The following is an 18,217-nucleotide window of genomic DNA, read 5'->3' as shown; positions in this document are numbered from 1 at the left end:
CTGCGGGGGTCGTGTGAGGTCGTGAGCAGAAGGTTCCGGAGCCTTCACCGATCAGAAACCCCCACCCGGGTGTCCGCTTCCTAGCGTGGTCGGACCATTCCACCCCGCTCCAGGAGGTCCGATGACCCCGCACCAGGTGCACCTCGTCCAGTCCACGTTCGAGCTGGTCCTGCCGATCGCCGACGACGCCGCGATCATCTTCTACGACGACCTCTTCACCCGAGCCCCCGAGCTGCGCAGCCTGTTCGCCGAGGACATGACCGAGCAGCGCGTCAAGCTGATGAAGACCTTGGGGGTCGCGGTCAACGCCTTGGCGGACTGGGAGTCGGTGGCACCCACCGTGGCCGAGCTGGGCGCGAAGCACGCCGGCCACGGCGCCCGGGCCGAGGACTATGCCACCGTCGGGGCGGCGCTCCTGCAGACGCTGGCCACCGGCCTGGGCGAGACGTTCACCGACGAGGTGGCGGCGGCCTGGGCCGAGTACTTCGAGGTCGTCGCCTCGACGATGCTCGCCGGGCAGCGCGCGGCTGCCTGACTCACGGCGTACGTCGTGCCCGGTCCTCCCCGTGACCCGACTGGCGACCCGACTGGCGACCCATCTTGTGACCCGTCTCAGTCGGTCCCGGCGACCTGGTCGGCCGTGATCTTCTCCACCGGGGTGTCACCCGCACCGAGCGCGACCAGCGACCGGTGCAGCACCGGCGAGAGCGAGCGCGCATAGCTCGCGGTGATGTGGCTGCCCTGGCGATAGATCAGGGTGTCGTCGATGACGGCCGGGCACTCCTCGCCGCCCGCCGGGCAGATCCAGTCGTTGAGGTCGATGTAGTCGACGCCGGTCTCGTCGCGCAGGTCCTCGAGGGGCTCGGTGCCCTGTCCGAGCTTGTTCCCCTCGATCGGGAACCCGCACTCGAGGTAGTCGTCCGGGTTCTTGGCGACGCAGTCATAGACCTTCTGCTCCGGCGGCGTCGGGTTGTCGGCCAGCAGGATGACCTGGGTGCCGAGCTTCTCCAGTGCCGTCACGGCCTCGGTCATGCCGGTCTGCAGCTCCCCGATCGGACCGGTGCCCTGGGAGATGATCGCGAAGTCGGGTGCGCCGTTCTTCTCGAAGTGCTTGATGACGTTGCGGCCGAACGCGCTGCAGTCGTCCTTGGGGCCGGCGAAGGTGAAGGAGCAGGCCGACTTCAGGTAGAGGTCCAGCTTCCATTCCTCGCGCATCGCGATGTCCTCGAGCGCCGGGAACCACTGGCCCATCTTGGAGTCACCGAGCATGGCCATGGTCTTGGCGCCCTTGCGGTCGCCATAGACGCACTCCTCGTGGACCGTCTCGTCGTCCGGCTTCACCTGGCAGTCGTCGGCGTAGTAGGCCGGGATGTCCTGGATGGCCACGGCCGGGTCCGGCGTCACCTCGCCGGAGGTGGTGTAGAACTTCTCGGGCTCGTCGGTGACCTGCCACTTCTTGGCGGACTGGTCCTGGATCAGGACGGTCGCCCCGGCCACCGGGGCGTCGAGGTCCAGCTCCGGGACGGTCGAGTTGATCATCGCGGCCGCTGCGAACGAGGTCGCCATCATCGCGCCACCGACGGCCAGCGCCACACCGGCGCGGCGGGCCATCACCGGGTGGAAGCGGACCGGGTCCTCGATCAGGTGGCGCGAGCCCAGGGCCAGGACGATCGAGAGGGCACCGATGCCGAGCTTGGCGACCAGGCCGATCTCGGGCCACTGGACCGCAGCCAGCACCAGCAGCGGCCAGTGCCACAGATAGACCGAGTAGGAGATACCGCCCAGCCAGGTCATCGGGCGCAGGCTGAGCAGGCGTCCCACCACGGTGTCCTCGGTGCGGCACCCGGCGCCGATGATGAGCGCGGCCCCCACCGTCGGAACGAGTGCCCAGGCACTCGGCCACGGGGTGGTGGAGTCCAGGAAGAACGTGCCGTAGACGATCAGCGCCAGTCCGGCAGCGGCCATGATGTTCGCGGCTCGAGCGGTGATCCCGACGCGGAGTCGCACCACCGCGAACGCCAGCAGCGAGCCGATGGCCAGCTCCCAGACGCGGGTGGTGGTGAAGAAGTAGGCCTTGGCCGGGTTGGCCGCGGTGAAGTAGACCGAGTAGGCCAGCGACGCCGCGGCAACCACGCCGATGGTGCCGAACAGCAGCGGCTTGGCGCGCACGCCCAGACGCCGGGCGACGAACAGGCCGAGCATGATCATCAGCGGCCAGATGACGTAGTACTGCTCCTCGACCGAGAGCGACCAGTAGTGCTGCAGCGGCGAGACCGCGGCGTCCTCGGCCAGGTAGTCCACGGCACGGAAGGCGAGCGCCCAGTTGACGACGTACGCCGTCGCCGAGGCGACGTCCGTGGCCAGGTCACCGTGCGAGGACTCCGGCATCACCAGCCAGCCGGCGATCGCGGTGAAGATCAGCACCACGGTCGCTGCCGGCAGCAGTCGACGAGCACGCCGGGCATAGAACGACAGGATGCTGATCCGCCCGGTCTTCTCCCCCTCGCGAATCAGCAGCGCCGTGATCAGGAATCCACTGATCACGAAGAAGATGTCGACACCGATGAATCCGCCGCTGACCGCGGGCACGCCGATGTGGTAGAGCAGCACCGTACCGACGGCGATGGCCCGGAGGCCCTCGATGTCGCCGCGGAGTTTTGCTGCAGGCGCCGGCTTCTGCTTCGTGGGAGTGGTCAAGATGGCCTTTCTCGATGCCATGACCACCAGGTCACGACGGATGTCCGCAGTGGATACTAAGCGACACGACCCAACCCGGCGAAGTCCTGAAGCCCCGCCTCGCGGCCGATAGATTGGCCGCATGTCGTCGCGCAACGTCCTCGTTCCCATGTTCAACCACTCCCCGTGGGGCGGGCTCCACGAGAACATCTGGTACGCCGCCCGCGGCATGAAGGCCTACGGCTGGAACGTCACGGTCGCCTGCCGTCCCGGTCCCCTGGTCGACAAGCTGACCGCGGAGCAGATCGACGTCCACGTGATCGAGGACTGGGACGACCGCGACGGCGACGTCGAGGCGCTCTCCCAGCGTGAGTGGGAGGTCATCCACTCCCACACCGGCCGCTCCCGGGTGCTGGGTCGCGCCGTGCGCTCAGCCACCGGCGCCCGCCTGGTCAACACGTTCCACGGCTATCACGTGAGCCGCGACCGGGTGCACGACTGGGCCGGTGTGGCGAGCGCCCTGATCGGCGTGAGCCGTTCGCACGCCCGGATGATCGAGGACGCCGACCGGGTGGACCCGACGAAGGTCTACACGATCCCCAACGGGGTCCGCGACGAGCTCTTCGACCAGCCGATGCGCTCCCTGGACGACAAGCTCGCCGACGGTCCGGGGCAGATCCTGGTCGCGTCCCGGTTGGGGCCGGACAAGACCGCCCTGCTCGAGTGCGTGGACAAGGTCACCGACGCGCTGGTCGAGCACGACCGCGAGTGGGTGATCCGGATCGCCGGCGACGGTGACATCTCCGAGCAGGTCCGCGACTTCATCGGGGTGCAGGCGGCCAAGTCTCCGCGGCTCCGCTTCGAGATGACCGGCTGGGTGGAGTCGGAGGAGATCCCGGTGCTGATGCGCGACGCGGTGCTCACGGTGGCGTCGGGACGCGGCGCGATGCAGAGCCTGGCCGTCGGTACGCCGACCGTGGCGTTCGGGTCCCAGGGCGTCTACGGCCTCCAGCGCGGCCAGAACCTGCGGATCGGGCTGTGGGGCAACTTCGGTGGGCACCCGCTGGGCGACATGGCGGTCAGCGATGTCACGGCCGACACCGCGGCGACCCTGGCCAAGAAGAGCACCTACGGCTTCGTGCAGACCAAGGGTCGGGCCGCCGCCTCCTCGTTCCTGCGCCAGTCGGACGTGGACCGGGCCCTGGACGCCGTCTATCGGCTGTGAGCCCGGGCCGCTCCACCCGGCCTCACCTGGTACGCTGCACCCTGCCCTCGTCCCACACCGGGCCGGGCGACTCATAGACCGACCCGTCCGCGCCATAGACGAGGAACCGGTCGAAGCCGCGGGCGAACCAGCGGTCATGGGTCACCGCGAGCACCGTCCCCTCGAACGCGCTCAGCCCCTCCTCGAGGGCCTCGGCGGACTGGACGTCGAGGTTGTCGGTCGGCTCGTCGAGCAACAGCAGGGTGGCCCCCGAGAGCTCCAGCAGCAGGATCTGGAACCTGGCCTGCTGGCCACCGGAGAGGGACTCGAACTTCTGGTCCGCGGCATGTGCCAGCTCATAGCGGTCCAGCACCCGCGATGCCTGCTCGCGTCCCATCCCGTCGCGCCCCCGACCGTCCGCCTGCTTGTCGCCGCGGTGCAGGATCTCCACCAGGGTGCGGCCCAGCAGCTCGGGGTGCTCGTGGGTCTGTACGAACCAGCCCGGGCGGACCCGTGCCCCGAGCCGAGCGATCCCGGTGTGCTGCACCGGCGCGGTCACCGCGTCCCCCACCGGCAGGTGCTCGATGTCGGGGTCGGAGCCGCCGGCGGCGAGCAGGCGCAGGAAGTGTGACTTGCCCGAACCGTTCGAGCCGAGGACGGCGACCCGCTCGCCGTACCAGACCTCGAGGTCGAAGGGCTGCATCAGACCGCTGAGCTCGAGGCCCTCGCAGATCACCGCGCGCTTGCCGGTGCGACCGCCCTTGAGTCGCATCGAGACCTGTTGCTCGCGGGGCTGCTCGGTCGGCGGGCCGGCCTCCTCGAACTTGCGCAACCTGGTCTGGGCAGCGCGGTATTGCGACGACATCCCGTCGTTGTACTCGGACTTGATCTTCAACCGCAGGACGAGTGCCTTGATCTTGGCGTGCTCCTCGTCCCACCGCTTGCGCAGCTCCTCGAAGCGGGCGAACCGGTCGGTGCGTGCCTGGTGGTAGGAGGAGAAGCCGCCCGGGTGCGTCCACACCCGGTTGCCGCCACCGGAGGCGCCGAGCTCCACGGTGACCACCCGGGTCGCGGTGTTGTCGAGCAGCTCGCGGTCGTGGGAGATGAACAGGATCGTCTTGGCGGACTCGTTGATCCGCTGCTCGAGCCAGATCTTGCCGGGCACGTCCAAGAAGTTGTCCGGCTCGTCGAGGAGCAGGACCTCCTCCGGTCCGCGCAGGAGGTATTCCAGCACCAGTCGCTTCTGCTCACCGCCGGAGAGGGTGGCGAGCTGGCGATACTTGGCCCGGTCGTAGGAGACGCCGAGGCCGGCCATCGTGCAGACGTCCCAGATCACCTCGATGTCGTAGCCGCCGGCGTCGGAGAACTCGGCGAGCGCACTCGCGTAGGCCATCTGGTGCTTCTCGTCGTCGACCTCCATCAGCGCGAGCTCGCACCGGTCGACCTCCGCGGCGGTACGACGTACGCGTGCGGGCGCCACGGAGAGCAGCAGGTCGGCGACCGTGGGGTCCTCCCCCAGGCCGGCGCCGACCATCTGCCGCATCACGCCCAGACCGCCGGTGCGGGTGACCACGCCGGCGTGCGGCTTCAGCTCGCCGGTGACGATGCGCAGCAGGGTGGTCTTGCCGGCGCCGTTGGCGCCGACCAGGGCGACCTTCGCACCCTCACCGACCCGGAACGAGACTTCGTCGAGAAGGACCCTGCCGTCCGGCAGCTCATAGCGCACTGAGGCGACATCCACATGACCCACGGCGTGATTGTGCCCCGCGCAGGCACCACGGCGCCAACGCATTGATTCCGTCTCCGCGCCGCTCCAGGTCCCGCTGCACGGCGCCCCGCTGACACGATTCGGTGATCCCCGCCTACAATCCGTCCATGTCGAATCGGCTCTACGCTGGCCTGCGGGCGCCCCTGCCGGTCAGGCAGCGGAGCACACGTCCCGCTGCCCGGGCCGTGGCGATGGGGCTGTTCGGCATCGCGCTCACCGCCTGGGTGGTGGCCTTCGGGGTCCCCAGCGACACCGTCCAGATCTTCATCTGGCTCTGGTTCGCCACGATCGCCTGGAACGTCGGTGAGCAGCCGCGCTACCACCTGGGCTTCCTGCGCGACTGGTGGTTGCCGATGGCGCTGCTGGTCTTCTACTTCTACAGCCGCGGTGTGGCCGACGAGCTCTTCGCGATGCCGGTCCACTACATGATGCCGATCGAGGTCGATCGGGCCATGTTCGGCGGCGAGCTGCCCTCGGCCTGGCTGCAGGAGCAGATGTGCGGCTCCCCGTGCGAACGTGGCAGCGAGCCGCGCTGGTACGACCTGGTGCTGGCCGTCGTCTACACCTCGCACTTCGTGGTGGGCCTGACCATCGCCGTGGTCCTGTGGTTGCGCAACCGGGTCGAGTGGAAGCGCTGGATGCGTCGCTATGTCGCGGCGAACCTGGCCGCCCTGGTCGTCTATGTCCTCTATCCGATGGCACCGCCGTGGCTGGCCAGCAAGGAGGGCCGCCTCGACACCGAGGTCCTGCGGATCACCGCCCGCGGCTGGGACGAGGTCGGGCTGGGCAGGTTCCACCTGATCCTCACCGGGGTCGGCAACCCGGTCGCAGCGATGCCGTCACTGCACTTCGGCATCTCGTTGCTGATCGGTGCCTATGGCATCTGGCGACTGCGTTCGGCCTGGAAGTGGCTGCTCGCCGTCTATCCGGCCGCGATGGGCCTGGGGTTGGTCTACTTCGGGGAGCACTACGTCGTCGACCTGATCGGCGGCGGGGTGCTGGTCGCCGTGGTGATGATCGGCAGCTTCTGGTGGGAGCGTTCGCGCGGCGACTGAGCCGACGCCGCGTCTGCTCAACCGCGTCTGGTCTCCAGGATCCGGAATCCCTTGTGACTGGCCAGGCGGGTCGTCGGCCAGCCCTGCTCGCCCAGCCACCGCTGCAGCGAGTCGGCACCGAGGAACTTGCCGACCACCATCACCGCGCGTCCGCCCGGAGCGAGCCGGGGCAGCCAGGTGAGCAGCAGCTCGTGCAGGGCCTCCTTGCCGATCCGGATCGGGGGGTTGGACCAGATCTCGTCGAAGACCATGTCCGAGGGGACCTGGTCGGGCGTGCAGGCCACGAAGCGGCCAGAGACGCCCAGCGCCTTCGCGTTCTCGTTGGCCAGCAGGATCGCGCGCTCGTTGACCTCCACACCGGTCACCGAGGAGAGCGGCACCGCCGCGGCGATGGCCAGGCCGATCGGGCCATAGCCGCACCCGAGGTCCAGGAAGCGGCCCTGGGCGGGTGCCTCGAGCTCGCGGAACAGGATCGCGGTGGCGTGGTCGAGGTGTCCCCGGCTGAACACGCCGGCACCACTGGTCAGCCTCAGCTCGTGGCCCCAGGCCTCGGTGGTGAAGTCCTCCCGCTCGAACTCGACCTTCGGGTCCGCGGAGAAGTAGTGGTCCTGGTCCTCATCCATCAGCAGGCTCCTTCGTGAGCTCTCTCTTGTTGCGGGCCCGTTCGGCCTGGCGTACCAGCTCGATGCCGTCGGGATAGCCGACCTCCTCCAGGGTCAGGCCGTGGGCCTGCATGACGGTCAGCGACGAGTCGCGACGCAGCGCCTCCATGATCTCGCTCGCCCAGCTGACCGGCCTGCGCCCGTCACCGATGGCGATCAGGCAACCGGTCAGCGAGCGGACCATGTTGTGGCAGAACGCGTCGGCCCGGACCGTCAGCTCGGCCAGTCCGTGCTCCGATCGGCTCCAGTGCAGGTCGAGCAGGGTGCGGATGGTGGTGGCTCCCTCCCGGGCCCTGCAGAACGAGGCGAAGTCGTGGAAGCCCACCAGCTGCTCTGCCGCGCGGTTCATCTTGTCGATGTCCAGGCGGCGCGACCAGACCAGGACGTGGCTGCGCAGCAGCGGGTCGACCAGCTCGGGGGAATCGGCCACGCGGTAGGTGTAGCGGCGCCAGATCGCGGAGTAGCGGGCGTCGAACCCGGGCGGGGCCAGGCTCGCACGGCGTACCCGCACGTCGAGCGGAAGGATGCCGTTGACGCGACGGGCGAGGGCGTCCAGGGGCGGGTCCTGGGAGCGGCCGGCGGATCGGGTGATCGCCTCGTCGTCCACGTCCAGGTGAAGCACCTGCCCGCGCGCGTGGACGCCAGCGTCCGTACGTCCCGCGCAGGTGACCCGTGCTTCGGGAAGACGGAGCGCGACGGCCAGGGCCCGCTCGGTCTCCTCCTGCACGGTGCGAAGGCCCGGCTGGAGGGCCCAGCCCTTGAAGTCGGTGCCGTCGTAGGAGAGGTCGATCCGGATGCGCACGGTCGTCAATCCTGCCACCTCGCACTCGCTCACGTGGGCGCAGGTCACCCACCTGGTCTGCGGGTCGACGGCTGCCCTGTGGAGAACTCGGCGTACTGTCGTCGGCCGGTGGAAGCCTTGCCCGTACTGATGCCGTGCTGATGGCGGGCTGATGGCGGGCCGACGAGGGCCGGCAAGGCGAGACCACCCCTGGAGGATGAGATGACCGCAGACCCGACCGCACCGGTGCTGGCGAAGATCCGCAAGCTGCTGGCCAAGGCCGAGGACCAAGCCGCGACGCAGGAGGAGGCGGAGCTCTACACCGCCAAGGCAGCCCAGCTGATCGCCGACTACGGCATCGACGCGGCCCTGCTGGCGGCGTCGGTCCCCGGGTCCGACGTCGTCGGCGACCGGATCGTGGTGCTCGACGCTCCGTTCGGCAAGGACAAGGCCGAGCTGTTGGCCGAGGTGGCGGTGCTGTTGCGGTGCCGTGCGGTGATGCGCAGGGAGCGGGTCGACGGAGCCACCACGCACTCGATCCACCTCTTCGGCCACGAGTCCGACCTGGCTCGGACCGATCTGCTCTTCACCAGCCTGCTGATGCAGGCCAGCACCTGGCTCGCGCGGACCCCGGTCCCGGCCGGGGAGCACAAGGCTGCCTTCCGCAGGTCCTGGCTGGCCGGGTTTCGGATCGCGATCTCGAGACGACTCGCGCAGGCAGAGTCTGACGCGCAGCGCGAGGCCAGCGCCCGTACGTCGTCGAGCGGGGTGTCGACGAGCCTGGTCCTGGCGGACCGCTCGGCACTGGTCGTCGACGCGATGACCACGGCCTATCCTCGCCTGTCCACGGCTCGTGCGCGCTCGCTGTCGGGCTCGGGGATGCCCGGCGGCTATGCAGCCGGCCAGCGGGCCGACCTGGGCGGCACCCGGTTGCGGGGCGCCAAGCGCCAGCTCACTCGGTGAGCTGCAGCGGTTCGGATCCGCTCGGGTGGGACCAACGCACGAGGGCCCGTCACCTGACGTGCAGGTGACGGGCCCTCGAGGGGCGGATCAGGAGATCACTCGGACTTGGTGTCCTCGGTCTCGGCCGGAGCCTCAGCGGTCTCGGTGGCCGGAGCCTCGGTGGCCTCGGTCTCGGTGGCCTCGGTCTCGGTGGCCTCGGTCTCAGTGGCCTCGGTCTCCTCGACCGGGGTCTCCTCGACCGGAGCGGCCGGGGCAGCAGCTGCCTCGGTCTTCTTGGCCGACGGAGCCTTGGGGCTGTAGGCCTCGGTGACGAGCTCGATGACCGCCATCGGCGCGTTGTCGCCCTTGCGGGGGCCGATCTTGGTGATCCGGGTGTAGCCGCCGGGACGCTCCGCGAAGGTGGGGGCGATCTCGGTGAAGAGAGTGTGCACGACACCCTTGTCGCGGATGGTCTTGAGGACCTCGCGGCGGTTGTGCAGGTCACCCTTCTTGGCCTTGGTGATCAGCTTCTCCGCGACCGGACGCAGCACACGCGCCTTGGCCTCGGTGGTGGTGATGGCACCGTGCTCGAACAGGGCCGTGGCCAGGTTCGAGAGGATCAGGCGCTGGTGGGCAGCACTTCCGCCGAGGCGGGTGCCCTTCTTGGGAGTAGGCATTGTTCTCTCTCAGTTCTCTCCGGCCGTGTCAGGTACCGGAGTAGATGGGGATCGTTCATGAGGTGAAGCGTGAAACCTGTGGATCGGCACTGAAAGCTGTGCCCGGCTGAGCCGCGGTGGCCGCCAGCGGACCGTGGTCCGTGACGGCCAACCGCGTGCTCAGACCAGTGCGATCAGTACTGCTCGTCCTCGACGAAGGTGTCGTCGTCATCGTCCGAGTAGTTCGCCAGGGCGGTGGCCGGGTCGAAACCGGGTGCGCTGTCCTTGAGGGACAGACCCATCTCGACCAGCTTCGCCTTGACCTCGTCGATCGACTTCGAACCGAAGTTCCGGATGTCGAGCAGGTCCTGCTCCGAGCGCGAGATGAGCTCACCCACGGTGTGGATGCCCTCACGCTTGAGGCAGTTGTAGGACCGGACCGTCAGCTGCAGGTCCTCGACCGGGAGGGCGAGGTCGGCAGCAAGCTGCTCGTCGACCGGCGACGGGCCGATGTCGATGCCCTCGGCCTCGACGTTCAGCTCGCGAGCCAGGCCGAAGAGCTCGACCAGGGTCTTGCCCGCCGAGGCGATCGCGTCACGAGGACGGATCGACGGCTTGGTCTCCACGTCGATGACCAGCTTGTCGAAGTCCGTACGCTGCTCGACACGGGTGGCTTCGACCTTGTAGGTCACCTTGAGGACGGGCGAGTAGATCGAGTCGACCGGCATCCGGCCGATCTCGTTGTCCGCACCCTTGTTCTGCACCGCGCTGACATAACCGCGGCCCCGCTCGACGACGAGCTCCATGTCGAGCTTGCCCTTGTCGGACAGGGTGGCGATCTTCAGGTCGGGGTTGTGCACCTCGACACCGGCCGGAGCCTGGATGTCTGCGGCGGTGACGTCACCGGCACCGGCCTTGTGGAGGTACATGGTGACCGGCTCGTCGTGCTCGGAGGAGACGACGAGGTTCTTGAGGTTGAGGATCACCTCGGTGATGTCTTCCTTGACGCCCTCGACGGTCGAGAACTCGTGGAGGACGCTGTCCACCTTGATGCTCGTGACCGAGGCGCCCGGGATGGAGCTGAGCAGGGTGCGACGCAGGGAGTTGCCGAGCGTGTAGCCGAAGCCGGGCTCCAGCGGCTCGATGACGAACCGCGAACGGAACTCGTCGACGGATTCTTCCGACAGGGTCGGGCGCTGAGCGATAAGCACTGATTCTTTCCTTTCCGGGCCCACCCACTATTTGACGGGCCCGAACTGCAGTGGCGAAAGGGAGGGGGTGTTACTTCTTCGAGTAGAACTCGACGATCAGCTGCTCCTGGACGGGAACGTCGATCTGCGCCCGGATGGGGAGCTGGTGAACCAGGACCCGCATGCGGTTCGGCAGGGCCTCGAGCCACGCCGGGACAACACGCTCGGCGTGGGTCTCACGAGCCACGATGAACGGGGTCATCTCGAGCGACTTCTCGCGAACGTCGATGACGTCGTGCGCGGAAACCTGGAAGGACGGGATGTCGACCTTCTTGCCGTTGACCTTGAAGTGGCCGTGCACGACGAGCTGACGGGCGTGGCGACGCGTGCGGGCGAACCCGGCACGGTAGACCACGTTGTCGAGGCGGCACTCAAGCAGCTGCAACAGGTTGTCACCGGTCTTGCCGGCGCGACGCGATGCCTCGACGTAGTAGTTGTGGAACTGCTTCTCGAGGATGCCGTAGGAGATGCGCGCCTTCTGCTTCTCGTGAAGCTGAGTGCGGTACTCGCTCTCCTTGACACGTGCGCGACCGTGCTGGCCGGGCGGGTAGGGACGACGCTCGAATGCCTGGTCGCCTCCGACGAGGTCGACACCGAGGCGGCGCGACTTCCGGGTCATGGGGCCGGTGTAACGGGCCATTTCTCAAAGTCTCCTTGTTCTCGGTGCGGATCAGACGCGGCGGCGCTTGGGCGGCCGGCATCCGTTGTGCGGGGCGGGCGTGACGTCCTGGATGGTGCCGACCTCGAGGCCGATCGCACCCAGGGACCGAATCGCCGTCTCGCGACCCGAACCCGGGCCCTTGACGAAGACGTCGATCTTCTTCATGCCGTGGTCCATCGCACGACGACCAGCGGCCTCGGCCGCCATCTGTGCCGCGAACGGGGTGGACTTGCGCGAGCCCTTGAAGCCGACGGTGCCGGCCGAGGCCCACGAGATCACTGCGCCGGTGGGGTCGGTGATCGTGACGATGGTGTTGTTGAACGTGCTCTTGATGTGGGCTTCGCCCTGAGCGATGTTCTTCTTCTCCTTGCGGCGCACCTTCTTGGCGCCAGCCGCGGTGCGGCTCTTGGGAGGCATTCAATATCTCCTGAAAGTTACTGGTCTGGATGAGTGGGAAGTCCGAGAACTGCCGCTGGTGAACGACCCGGGCGTCGAGGTGCCTGCAGCGCAGAGCACTCGTCGGTGAGGGCCGGGGACCGGCGTCAGATCACTTGGTCTTCTTCTTGCCGGCAACCGTGCGCTTCGGACCCTTGCGGGTGCGAGCGTTGGTCTTGGTGCGCTGGCCGCGGACCGGAAGGCCCATGCGGTGGCGGCGACCCTGGTAGCTGCCGATCTCGATCTTGCGGCGGATGTCTGCCTGGACCTCACGGCGGAGGTCACCCTCGATCTTGAAGTTGGCTTCGATCTCGTCGCGGAGCTTGACCAGCTCTTCGTCGCCCAGCTCGTGGACGCGGAGGTTCGGGTTGACCCCGGTGGCTTCCAGCAGCTGCTGGGAGCGGGTACGGCCGATGCCGTAGATGTAGGTGAGTGCGATCTCGATGCGCTTGTCACGCGGGAGGTCAACACCAACAAGGCGTGCCATGTGATGGCCCTTTCTGTGAGGGGCGCATGCCCCTCGGTTGTTCACAGAGGTTTCGGTCGTGTCGCACCCTGGCTTTTGTCAGGCCCCGGCCGTCTGCCCCGGGGGTGGTTCGGCCCTGTGGGCCTAAGCGATCACGTTGTTGTATTCAGTTGTGGATGCAGCTGGGGCTGGATCAGCCCTGGCGCTGCTTGTGGCGCGGGTTCTCGCAGATGACCATGACTCGGCCGTGGCGACGGATCACCTTGCACTTGTCACACATCTTGCCGACGCTCGGCTTGACCTTCACGAGGATGGTCCTTTCACGTTGTTTTCGGCTGTTACTTGTAGCGGTAGACGATCCGGCCTCGAGTGAGGTCGTACGGCGAGAGTTCCACCACTACGCGGTCCTCGGGGAGGATCCGGATGTAGTGCTGGCGCATCTTGCCGCTGATGTGCGCGAGCACCTTGTGTCCGTTGCTCAGCTCCACGCGGAACATTGCATTGGGAAGGGCCTCCGTAATGGTGCCCTCGAGCTCGATCACGCCCTCTTTCTTCGGCATGTCCTCCACAATCTGTTGGAACGGATAGGTCTACCGTGTGATGCACCGCGACCGCCGGCCCGTGTTGCACCGCTTGTCTCGGGTGGCCCGGGAACCTCTCCCCCGAGCGTGAGCCCGGAGAGAGTGGACCTCGTGAAGCCGCCCGTGGATCCTCAATCCCGGCATACCGGCCACCAGGGTGACCAGCACGTCCGGACAGCCGCGAGGCGCCACGAAACAGACCCACGTTGGGCCGACGCACAAGTCTAGTGCGAAGTGTGCCGAGGCCCTAATCGCCCAGGGCTCAACCGAGCGAGTCGGCGAGCAGCTCCAGGGTCGCGTCCCGGTTCGGGGACTCCTGGGGCGCGGTCCCGGCATAAGCACCAGCGACGGGGTGGATCATCACTTCGTCGACAGCGTACGTCGCGGCCAGGCGGGCCACCTCATCGGCAGCACCGGAGGGATCGCCGATCACCCAGCGGCTGCGCATCGCGTTCAGCATGCCGGGGTCGAGGTCGGCGACGGCGACCTCGGCCTCCTCGATCAACAACTGCGGCCCGAGCGGGCGCCCGGTGCGCAGGTTGGTCATCATGTGCAGGTTCGGCAGCGCCATCCGATGCGCCTCCTGGGCGGTGGGCGCGACCACCGCGTTGACGGTGAGGAAGGTGCGGGGCGCGTCCAGGACGTCGGAGGGCTTGAAGTTGCGGCGGTAGAGCTCGAGTGCGTCCGCGGTGCCCTGGCCGGAGAAGTGGTGCGCGAAGACGTAGGGCAGGCCCTGCTCGGCAGCCAGGCGCGCGGAGTAGTCCGAGGAACCGAGCAACCAGACCTGCGCGGTCGAGGTCGCGTTCGGGGTCGCCTTGAGCTCGTGGGTGCGGCCGGCGACGGAGAGGCCGACACCGGCCCGGTCCATCATCGCCACGATGTTGTCCACATATTCGGGGAACCGGGTGACCGCGTCCTCGCCCACGCCCCCGGCTCCGTGCCGCAGCGCATAGCTGGTGACCGGGTCGGTGCCCGGGGCCCTGCCGATGCCGAGGTCGATCCGACCCGGGAAGGCCGCCTCGAGCAGGGCGAACTGCTCGGCAACCACCAGCGGGGCGTGGTTGGGCAGCATCACTCCTCCGGAACCGACCCGGATCCGTTCGGTCGACGCCGCCAGCATCCCGATCAGCACCGGCGGGTTGGTGGCCGCCACGGCCGGCATGTTGTGGTGCTCGGCGACCCAGTAGCGGCGATAGTCGCGCCGATCGGCCAGCTGCGCGAGGTGTCGGGAGGCCGTGATGGCCTGTCCCGTGGTCTGGTCGGTGCGCACCGGCACCAGGTCGAGGACGGACAGGGCGGGGGCAGAGGAACTCACGTCGGTATCAACCCCTTGCACTCCCCCACTATTCCGTCGGCAAAGTCACCGGGTACCCGGTGACTTTGCCCCGGGCACATGGCCAAGTGCGGCCGCGGTGGGAGCGTTGAGCGCCGCGCTCAGTGGCGCGGGGTGGCGCTGCGCCGTACCAGCCAGAAGGCTGCGGCCAGGATCACCGCTGTCAGCAGGCCCAGCATCGACATGTTCACCATCCACTGCCCCACGGACTGGTCATAGAGCGCGTCGAGGGTGACCTCGCTCTGGTCGGGCAGTGAGCGCTTGGCCTTGTCCAGGTCGGTGACCGAGGCCGTGGCCGAGAAGGCCCAGCGCGCGGGGGCCAGCCAGGCGAGCTGTTCGAGCACCGCACGACCGGCGACCGGGACCAGCGCACCGCAGAGCACGAGCTGGACCATCACCAGGCCGACCAGGGCCGGCATCGTCTGCTCGTTCGAGGTCACCAGCGCGGAGACCGCCAGGCCCAGCACGGCCATGGTGAACGAGAGTCCGCCGATGGCGAGCGCGATCTCGAAGGTGCCCATTCCCAGGGCGCCACCGCCGTCGGGACCCGGCAGGCCCACGGTGGCCAACCAGGTGACCAGCACGCCCTGGAGGAAACAGGCCGTGCCGAGGACGACGACCTTGCTGAGCAGATAGATGCCCGGGGAGAGCCCGACCGCATATTCACGCTGGAAGATCGGGCGCTCCCCCACCAGCTCGCGGATCGTGACCGCGGTCCCCATCAGCGCGGCGGCCATGATCAGGATGGTCAGTCGGGTCAACGCCTCCTGATGGTCCATCACCCCCGCGTCGTTGACGGTCCGGGCGATGCCCAGGCCGTCGGAGCCGGGCACGACCCGGCTCAGCCCACCGAGCACCAGGGGCAATAGCAGGAGCATCGTCAGCAGCAGCCGGTCCGAGACCGTGACGGCCAGGTTGCGGCGTACGAGCGTCAAGAACTGGCGGCTCATCGACTGCAGCGGCGGCTGGCTCAGCGGCGCGTTCATCGCCGGCAACCGGCCGGTCTCCACCGGGGCGGGCGGTGCCGGGATCCGATGCCACAGGTCGGGCTCGTCGAGCAGGTCGAAGACCTGGGGATAGTCGCGGCACCCGAAGTGCTCGAGCACCCCGTCCGGAGGCCCGAAGTAGGCGCGACGCCCACCGGGGGCCAGGACCAACACGTTGTCGCACACGTCGAGTGCGAGCACCGAGTGGGTTACCACCATGACCACTCGGCCCTCGTCGGCCAGGTGACGCAACTGATGCATCACGTCGCGGTCCAGGCCCGGGTCGAGGCCCGAGGTCGGCTCGTCGAGGAAGAGCAGCGGTGGAGCGGTGAGCAGCTCGGTGGCGATCGAGACGCGCTTCTTCTGCCCACCGGAGAGCTGGGTGCCGATCCGGTTGTCGATCTGTCGTTCGAGCTGCATCTGCGACACGACGTGCTGCACCCGCTGGCCGCGCTCCGCGGACGTGGTGTCCGGAGGGAGCCGCAGCATCGCCGCATAGGAGAGTCCCTGGCGCACGCTCAGCTGCGGGTGCTGGATGTCGGACTGCGGAACCAGACCGATCTGGAACCGGAGCTGCTCGTAGTGGGTGTAGAGGTCGGTCCCCTGCCAGATCACCTGTCCGTGGGTGGCCGGGCTGCTGCCGGTCAGCGCTCCGAGCAGGGTCGACTTGCCTGCACCGGACGGTCCGATCACCGCGGTGAGCGACGACGGCTCGAGCTCGAAGGTCATGTTCTCGAGCAGTCGCTTGCCGGTCTTGGTGACCGTGGTGAGGTTCTCCGCGAACAGGGTGAGGTCGGTCCGGGTCGCTTTCGACGCGAGGTTGCTTCCGGTCCAGGTGAAGGTCTGGTTGCCGAAGATGACCTCGTCGCCGGGCGCGAGCGCCGTGCTTCCCTGCAGGCGGCGGCCGTTGACGTAGGTGCCGTTGAAGCTGTCCAGGTCGCGCAGGATCGGGACCGCCGCCATCGCGATCGTCGCGTGCTGTCGCGAGACGAGCGGGTCGTCCAGGATGACCTCGCAGGTGCGGGACCGGCCGATGGTCACCAGACCGTCGCTGTTGCGATCATCCGGGAGCACGGTGTGCCCGTCGGCGAGGTGACCCGGCGGGGGCAAGGGGGTCGAACCGGTGCCTGTCGGACGCCACGCCTGTCCTGGCACGGGCGCTGCCCAGGCTCCGCCTCCTGCGCGGAACGGCTGGGTGGGGCCGACCTCGGCTGCCGGAGCCGGGATCGGGGTGGGACCGGTGTGGCGCGCCGGCGCCGGGGCGGGACTGGCCTGGGGCACTGGCGCTGAGGAGGGCGACGAGGGGTAAGGCGAGGGGGCCGGCGACTGGGCCGACGACTGGGGCGGCGGCATCGAGCCCAGGTCCACGGGAGCGGGCTGGTCCGGTGCGGGGCTGCTCGCCCACGGCGCAGGTTCCGAAGCAGGGGGTCCCGCAGGAGGAGTGCCGGGTAGGACGGGCGGGGGCATCTCGGAGAGGGGTACGCCGGCGCCCGATGACTGTGCCGGCGCCTGTGACTGTGCCTGCGGCTGGGGGTCCGATCCACCGCTGCCACTACCGCTGCTGACCACCTCGACGGTGATGCTCGGCCCACCCTGCCCACCGATGGTCACGATCACCGGGTGGTCGGGGCTGATCGCTTCCTGGGTGAGTGCGCGGGGCCCGATGAACGTGCCGTTCGTGGAGCCGAGGTCGACCAGGACCCAACCCTGCGGCGTACGCCGGAACTCGGCGTGCCTGCGCGAGACGTCCGGGTGGGGCAGCGAGATCGGGGCGTGCGCGTCACGTCCGATGGTGACCACGGAGTCGAGGAACTCACGCGAGCTGCCTTGGACAGTCACCCGCAGCGCGGTGGGTGCGACCCCGTTGTGGCCCATCGTGGACATGTGTTCCTCGCCTGGTCGTGGTTGGCCTCGACGCCACTACGTTAGACGACGCTCAGCGTCCGCCGAATGCTGCGCCCAGTTCGGCCAGCTTTGCCTCGCCACCGTCGAGCGCGGTCAGGATCCACGGCCCGTCGGGGGTCAGGGTGAAGGTGTTCTCGAAGTGCGCGGCCCAGCTCTGGTCAGCGGTGACGATGGTCCAGTCGTCGTCGAGGACCTCCGTGCGCTTCGTGCCGAGCGTGACCATCGGCTCCACGGCGAGTGCCATCCCTCGGACCAGCTTGGGGCCACGACCGGCGCGGCCGAAGTTGGGCACGTCCGGCGGCTGGTGCATCTCGGTCCCGATGCCGTGCCCGGTGAAGTCCTCGAGGATCCCGTAGTCGCCCTGCGAGCGTACGTAGGACTCGACGGCGTGGGAGATGTCGCCGACCCGGCCGCCGAGCCTGGCGGCGGCGAACCCGCGCCACATCGACTCCTCGGTGACCCGCATCAGCTCGCGGACGTCCTCGGGCACCTCACCGACGGCAACGGTGATCGCGGCATCCCCGTGCCAACCGTCGACGATGGCGCCACAGTCGATGGAGATGATGTCGCCGTCGCCGAGCACCTGCTCGCCGGGGATCCCGTGCACGACCTGGTCGTTGACCGAGGCACAGATGCTGGCCGGGAACGGCGGGTCGCCGTACCCCTTGAAGGAGGGGACGCCACCACCGGAGCGGATGTTGTCCTCGGCAATGGCGTCGAGCTCACCGGTGGTGATGCCGGCCCGCACCGAGGTACGGAGCAGCTCCAGCGTCTCGCCGACCAGGAGGCCGGCGACACGCATCTTCTCGATCTGCTCGGGGGTCTTGACCTGGATCCCGCGGCTGGAGAACACGAG

At 68.5% G+C, this 18,217-nt stretch carries 18 protein-coding genes; 4 read left to right on the top strand and 14 right to left on the bottom strand.

Annotated elements, in window-relative coordinates:
- Positions 1–121: 121 nt before the first annotated feature.
- On the top strand, positions 122–535 hold the full coding sequence (locus tag BJ980_RS15285) for a globin domain-containing protein (RefSeq protein WP_179503080.1): 414 nt from the start codon (positions 122–124) through the stop codon (positions 533–535).
- A 77-nt stretch (positions 536–612) separates the two neighbouring features.
- Here the strand turns inward: BJ980_RS15285 and BJ980_RS15280 are convergent, their stop codons facing one another.
- Positions 613–2,697, bottom strand: a complete 2,085-nt coding sequence (locus BJ980_RS15280) for an acyltransferase family protein (RefSeq protein WP_179503079.1) — start codon at positions 2,695–2,697, stop codon at positions 613–615.
- A 121-nt stretch (positions 2,698–2,818) separates the two neighbouring features.
- Between BJ980_RS15280 and BJ980_RS15275 the strand changes: the two genes are divergently transcribed.
- Positions 2,819–3,901 (top strand): glycosyltransferase family 4 protein, encoded by a 1,083-nt coding sequence (locus tag BJ980_RS15275; protein ID WP_179503078.1) that lies wholly within the window; start codon positions 2,819–2,821, stop codon positions 3,899–3,901.
- A 22-nt stretch (positions 3,902–3,923) separates the two neighbouring features.
- Here BJ980_RS15275 and BJ980_RS15270 read toward each other — a convergent pair whose 3' ends face one another.
- On the bottom strand, positions 3,924–5,630 hold the full coding sequence (locus tag BJ980_RS15270) for an ATP-binding cassette domain-containing protein (RefSeq protein WP_179503077.1): 1,707 nt from the start codon (positions 5,628–5,630) through the stop codon (positions 3,924–3,926).
- 125 nt (positions 5,631–5,755) lie between these two features.
- Here BJ980_RS15270 and BJ980_RS15265 point away from each other — a divergent pair, with 125 nt between their 5' ends.
- On the top strand, positions 5,756–6,703 hold the full coding sequence (locus tag BJ980_RS15265; RefSeq protein ID WP_179503076.1) for a phosphatase PAP2 family protein: 948 nt from the start codon (positions 5,756–5,758) through the stop codon (positions 6,701–6,703).
- A gap of 17 nt (positions 6,704–6,720) precedes the next feature.
- On the opposite strand, the gene BJ980_RS15260 is transcribed toward BJ980_RS15265, so the two are convergent.
- Together BJ980_RS15260 and truA are read right to left on the bottom strand one after the other, a co-directional pair.
- On the bottom strand, positions 6,721–7,326 hold the full coding sequence (locus BJ980_RS15260) for a class I SAM-dependent methyltransferase (RefSeq protein ID WP_179503075.1): 606 nt from the start codon (positions 7,324–7,326) through the stop codon (positions 6,721–6,723).
- Positions 7,319–8,167, bottom strand: a complete 849-nt coding sequence (gene truA / locus BJ980_RS15255; RefSeq protein ID WP_179503074.1) for a tRNA pseudouridine(38-40) synthase TruA — start codon at positions 8,165–8,167, stop codon at positions 7,319–7,321. The genes BJ980_RS15260 and truA overlap by 8 nt, the downstream gene beginning before the upstream one ends.
- Before the next feature lie 201 nt (positions 8,168–8,368).
- Here truA and BJ980_RS15250 point away from each other — a divergent pair, with 201 nt between their 5' ends.
- A complete protein-coding gene (locus tag BJ980_RS15250; RefSeq protein ID WP_179503073.1) occupies positions 8,369–9,109 on the top strand; it encodes a DUF2786 domain-containing protein in 741 nt (246 codons plus the stop codon).
- 95 nt (positions 9,110–9,204) lie between these two features.
- Here the strand turns inward: BJ980_RS15250 and rplQ are convergent, their stop codons facing one another.
- The 10 genes from rplQ to map form a co-directional block, all read right to left on the bottom strand.
- Positions 9,205–9,765, bottom strand: a complete 561-nt coding sequence (gene rplQ, locus BJ980_RS15245) for a 50S ribosomal protein L17 (RefSeq protein ID WP_179503072.1) — start codon at positions 9,763–9,765, stop codon at positions 9,205–9,207.
- A gap of 173 nt (positions 9,766–9,938) precedes the next feature.
- On the bottom strand, positions 9,939–10,955 hold the full coding sequence (locus BJ980_RS15240; protein WP_179503071.1) for a DNA-directed RNA polymerase subunit alpha: 1,017 nt from the start codon (positions 10,953–10,955) through the stop codon (positions 9,939–9,941).
- 70 nt (positions 10,956–11,025) lie between these two features.
- The gene (rpsD, locus tag BJ980_RS15235) at positions 11,026–11,634 is read right to left on the bottom strand and encodes a 30S ribosomal protein S4 (RefSeq protein WP_179503070.1); all 609 of its coding nucleotides are present in this window, start codon (positions 11,632–11,634) and stop codon (positions 11,026–11,028) included.
- Between the two features lie 30 nt (positions 11,635–11,664).
- On the bottom strand, positions 11,665–12,072 hold the full coding sequence (rpsK, locus tag BJ980_RS15230; RefSeq protein ID WP_179503069.1) for a 30S ribosomal protein S11: 408 nt from the start codon (positions 12,070–12,072) through the stop codon (positions 11,665–11,667).
- Positions 12,073–12,202: 130 nt separating this feature from the next.
- Positions 12,203–12,577, bottom strand: coding sequence for a 30S ribosomal protein S13 (gene rpsM, locus BJ980_RS15225; protein WP_179503068.1), 375 nt, complete (start codon positions 12,575–12,577; stop codon positions 12,203–12,205).
- Positions 12,578–12,749: 172 nt separating this feature from the next.
- Positions 12,750–12,863, bottom strand: coding sequence for a 50S ribosomal protein L36 (gene rpmJ / locus BJ980_RS15220; RefSeq protein ID WP_056681713.1), 114 nt, complete (start codon positions 12,861–12,863; stop codon positions 12,750–12,752).
- A gap of 31 nt (positions 12,864–12,894) precedes the next feature.
- A complete protein-coding gene (gene infA / locus BJ980_RS15215; protein ID WP_026145687.1) occupies positions 12,895–13,116 on the bottom strand; it encodes a translation initiation factor IF-1 in 222 nt (73 codons plus the stop codon).
- A 283-nt stretch (positions 13,117–13,399) separates the two neighbouring features.
- Positions 13,400–14,452, bottom strand: coding sequence for an LLM class flavin-dependent oxidoreductase (locus tag BJ980_RS15210; RefSeq protein ID WP_343047831.1), 1,053 nt, complete (start codon positions 14,450–14,452; stop codon positions 13,400–13,402).
- Positions 14,453–14,571: 119 nt separating this feature from the next.
- Positions 14,572–17,340 (bottom strand): FHA domain-containing protein, encoded by a 2,769-nt coding sequence (locus tag BJ980_RS15205; RefSeq protein ID WP_179503067.1) that lies wholly within the window; start codon positions 17,338–17,340, stop codon positions 14,572–14,574.
- 52 nt (positions 17,341–17,392) lie between these two features.
- Positions 17,393–18,214 (bottom strand): type I methionyl aminopeptidase, encoded by an 822-nt coding sequence (gene map / locus BJ980_RS15200; protein ID WP_343047830.1) that lies wholly within the window; start codon positions 18,212–18,214, stop codon positions 17,393–17,395.
- Between the last annotated feature and the right edge of the window lie 3 nt (positions 18,215–18,217).

The sequence above is a fragment of the Nocardioides daedukensis genome (genome assembly GCF_013408415.1).
Taxonomy (GTDB): domain Bacteria; phylum Actinomycetota; class Actinomycetes; order Propionibacteriales; family Nocardioidaceae; genus Nocardioides; species Nocardioides daedukensis.
The sequence above is the reverse complement of the archived record's forward strand: the minus strand, read 5'-3'. Positions and strand labels throughout refer to the sequence as shown.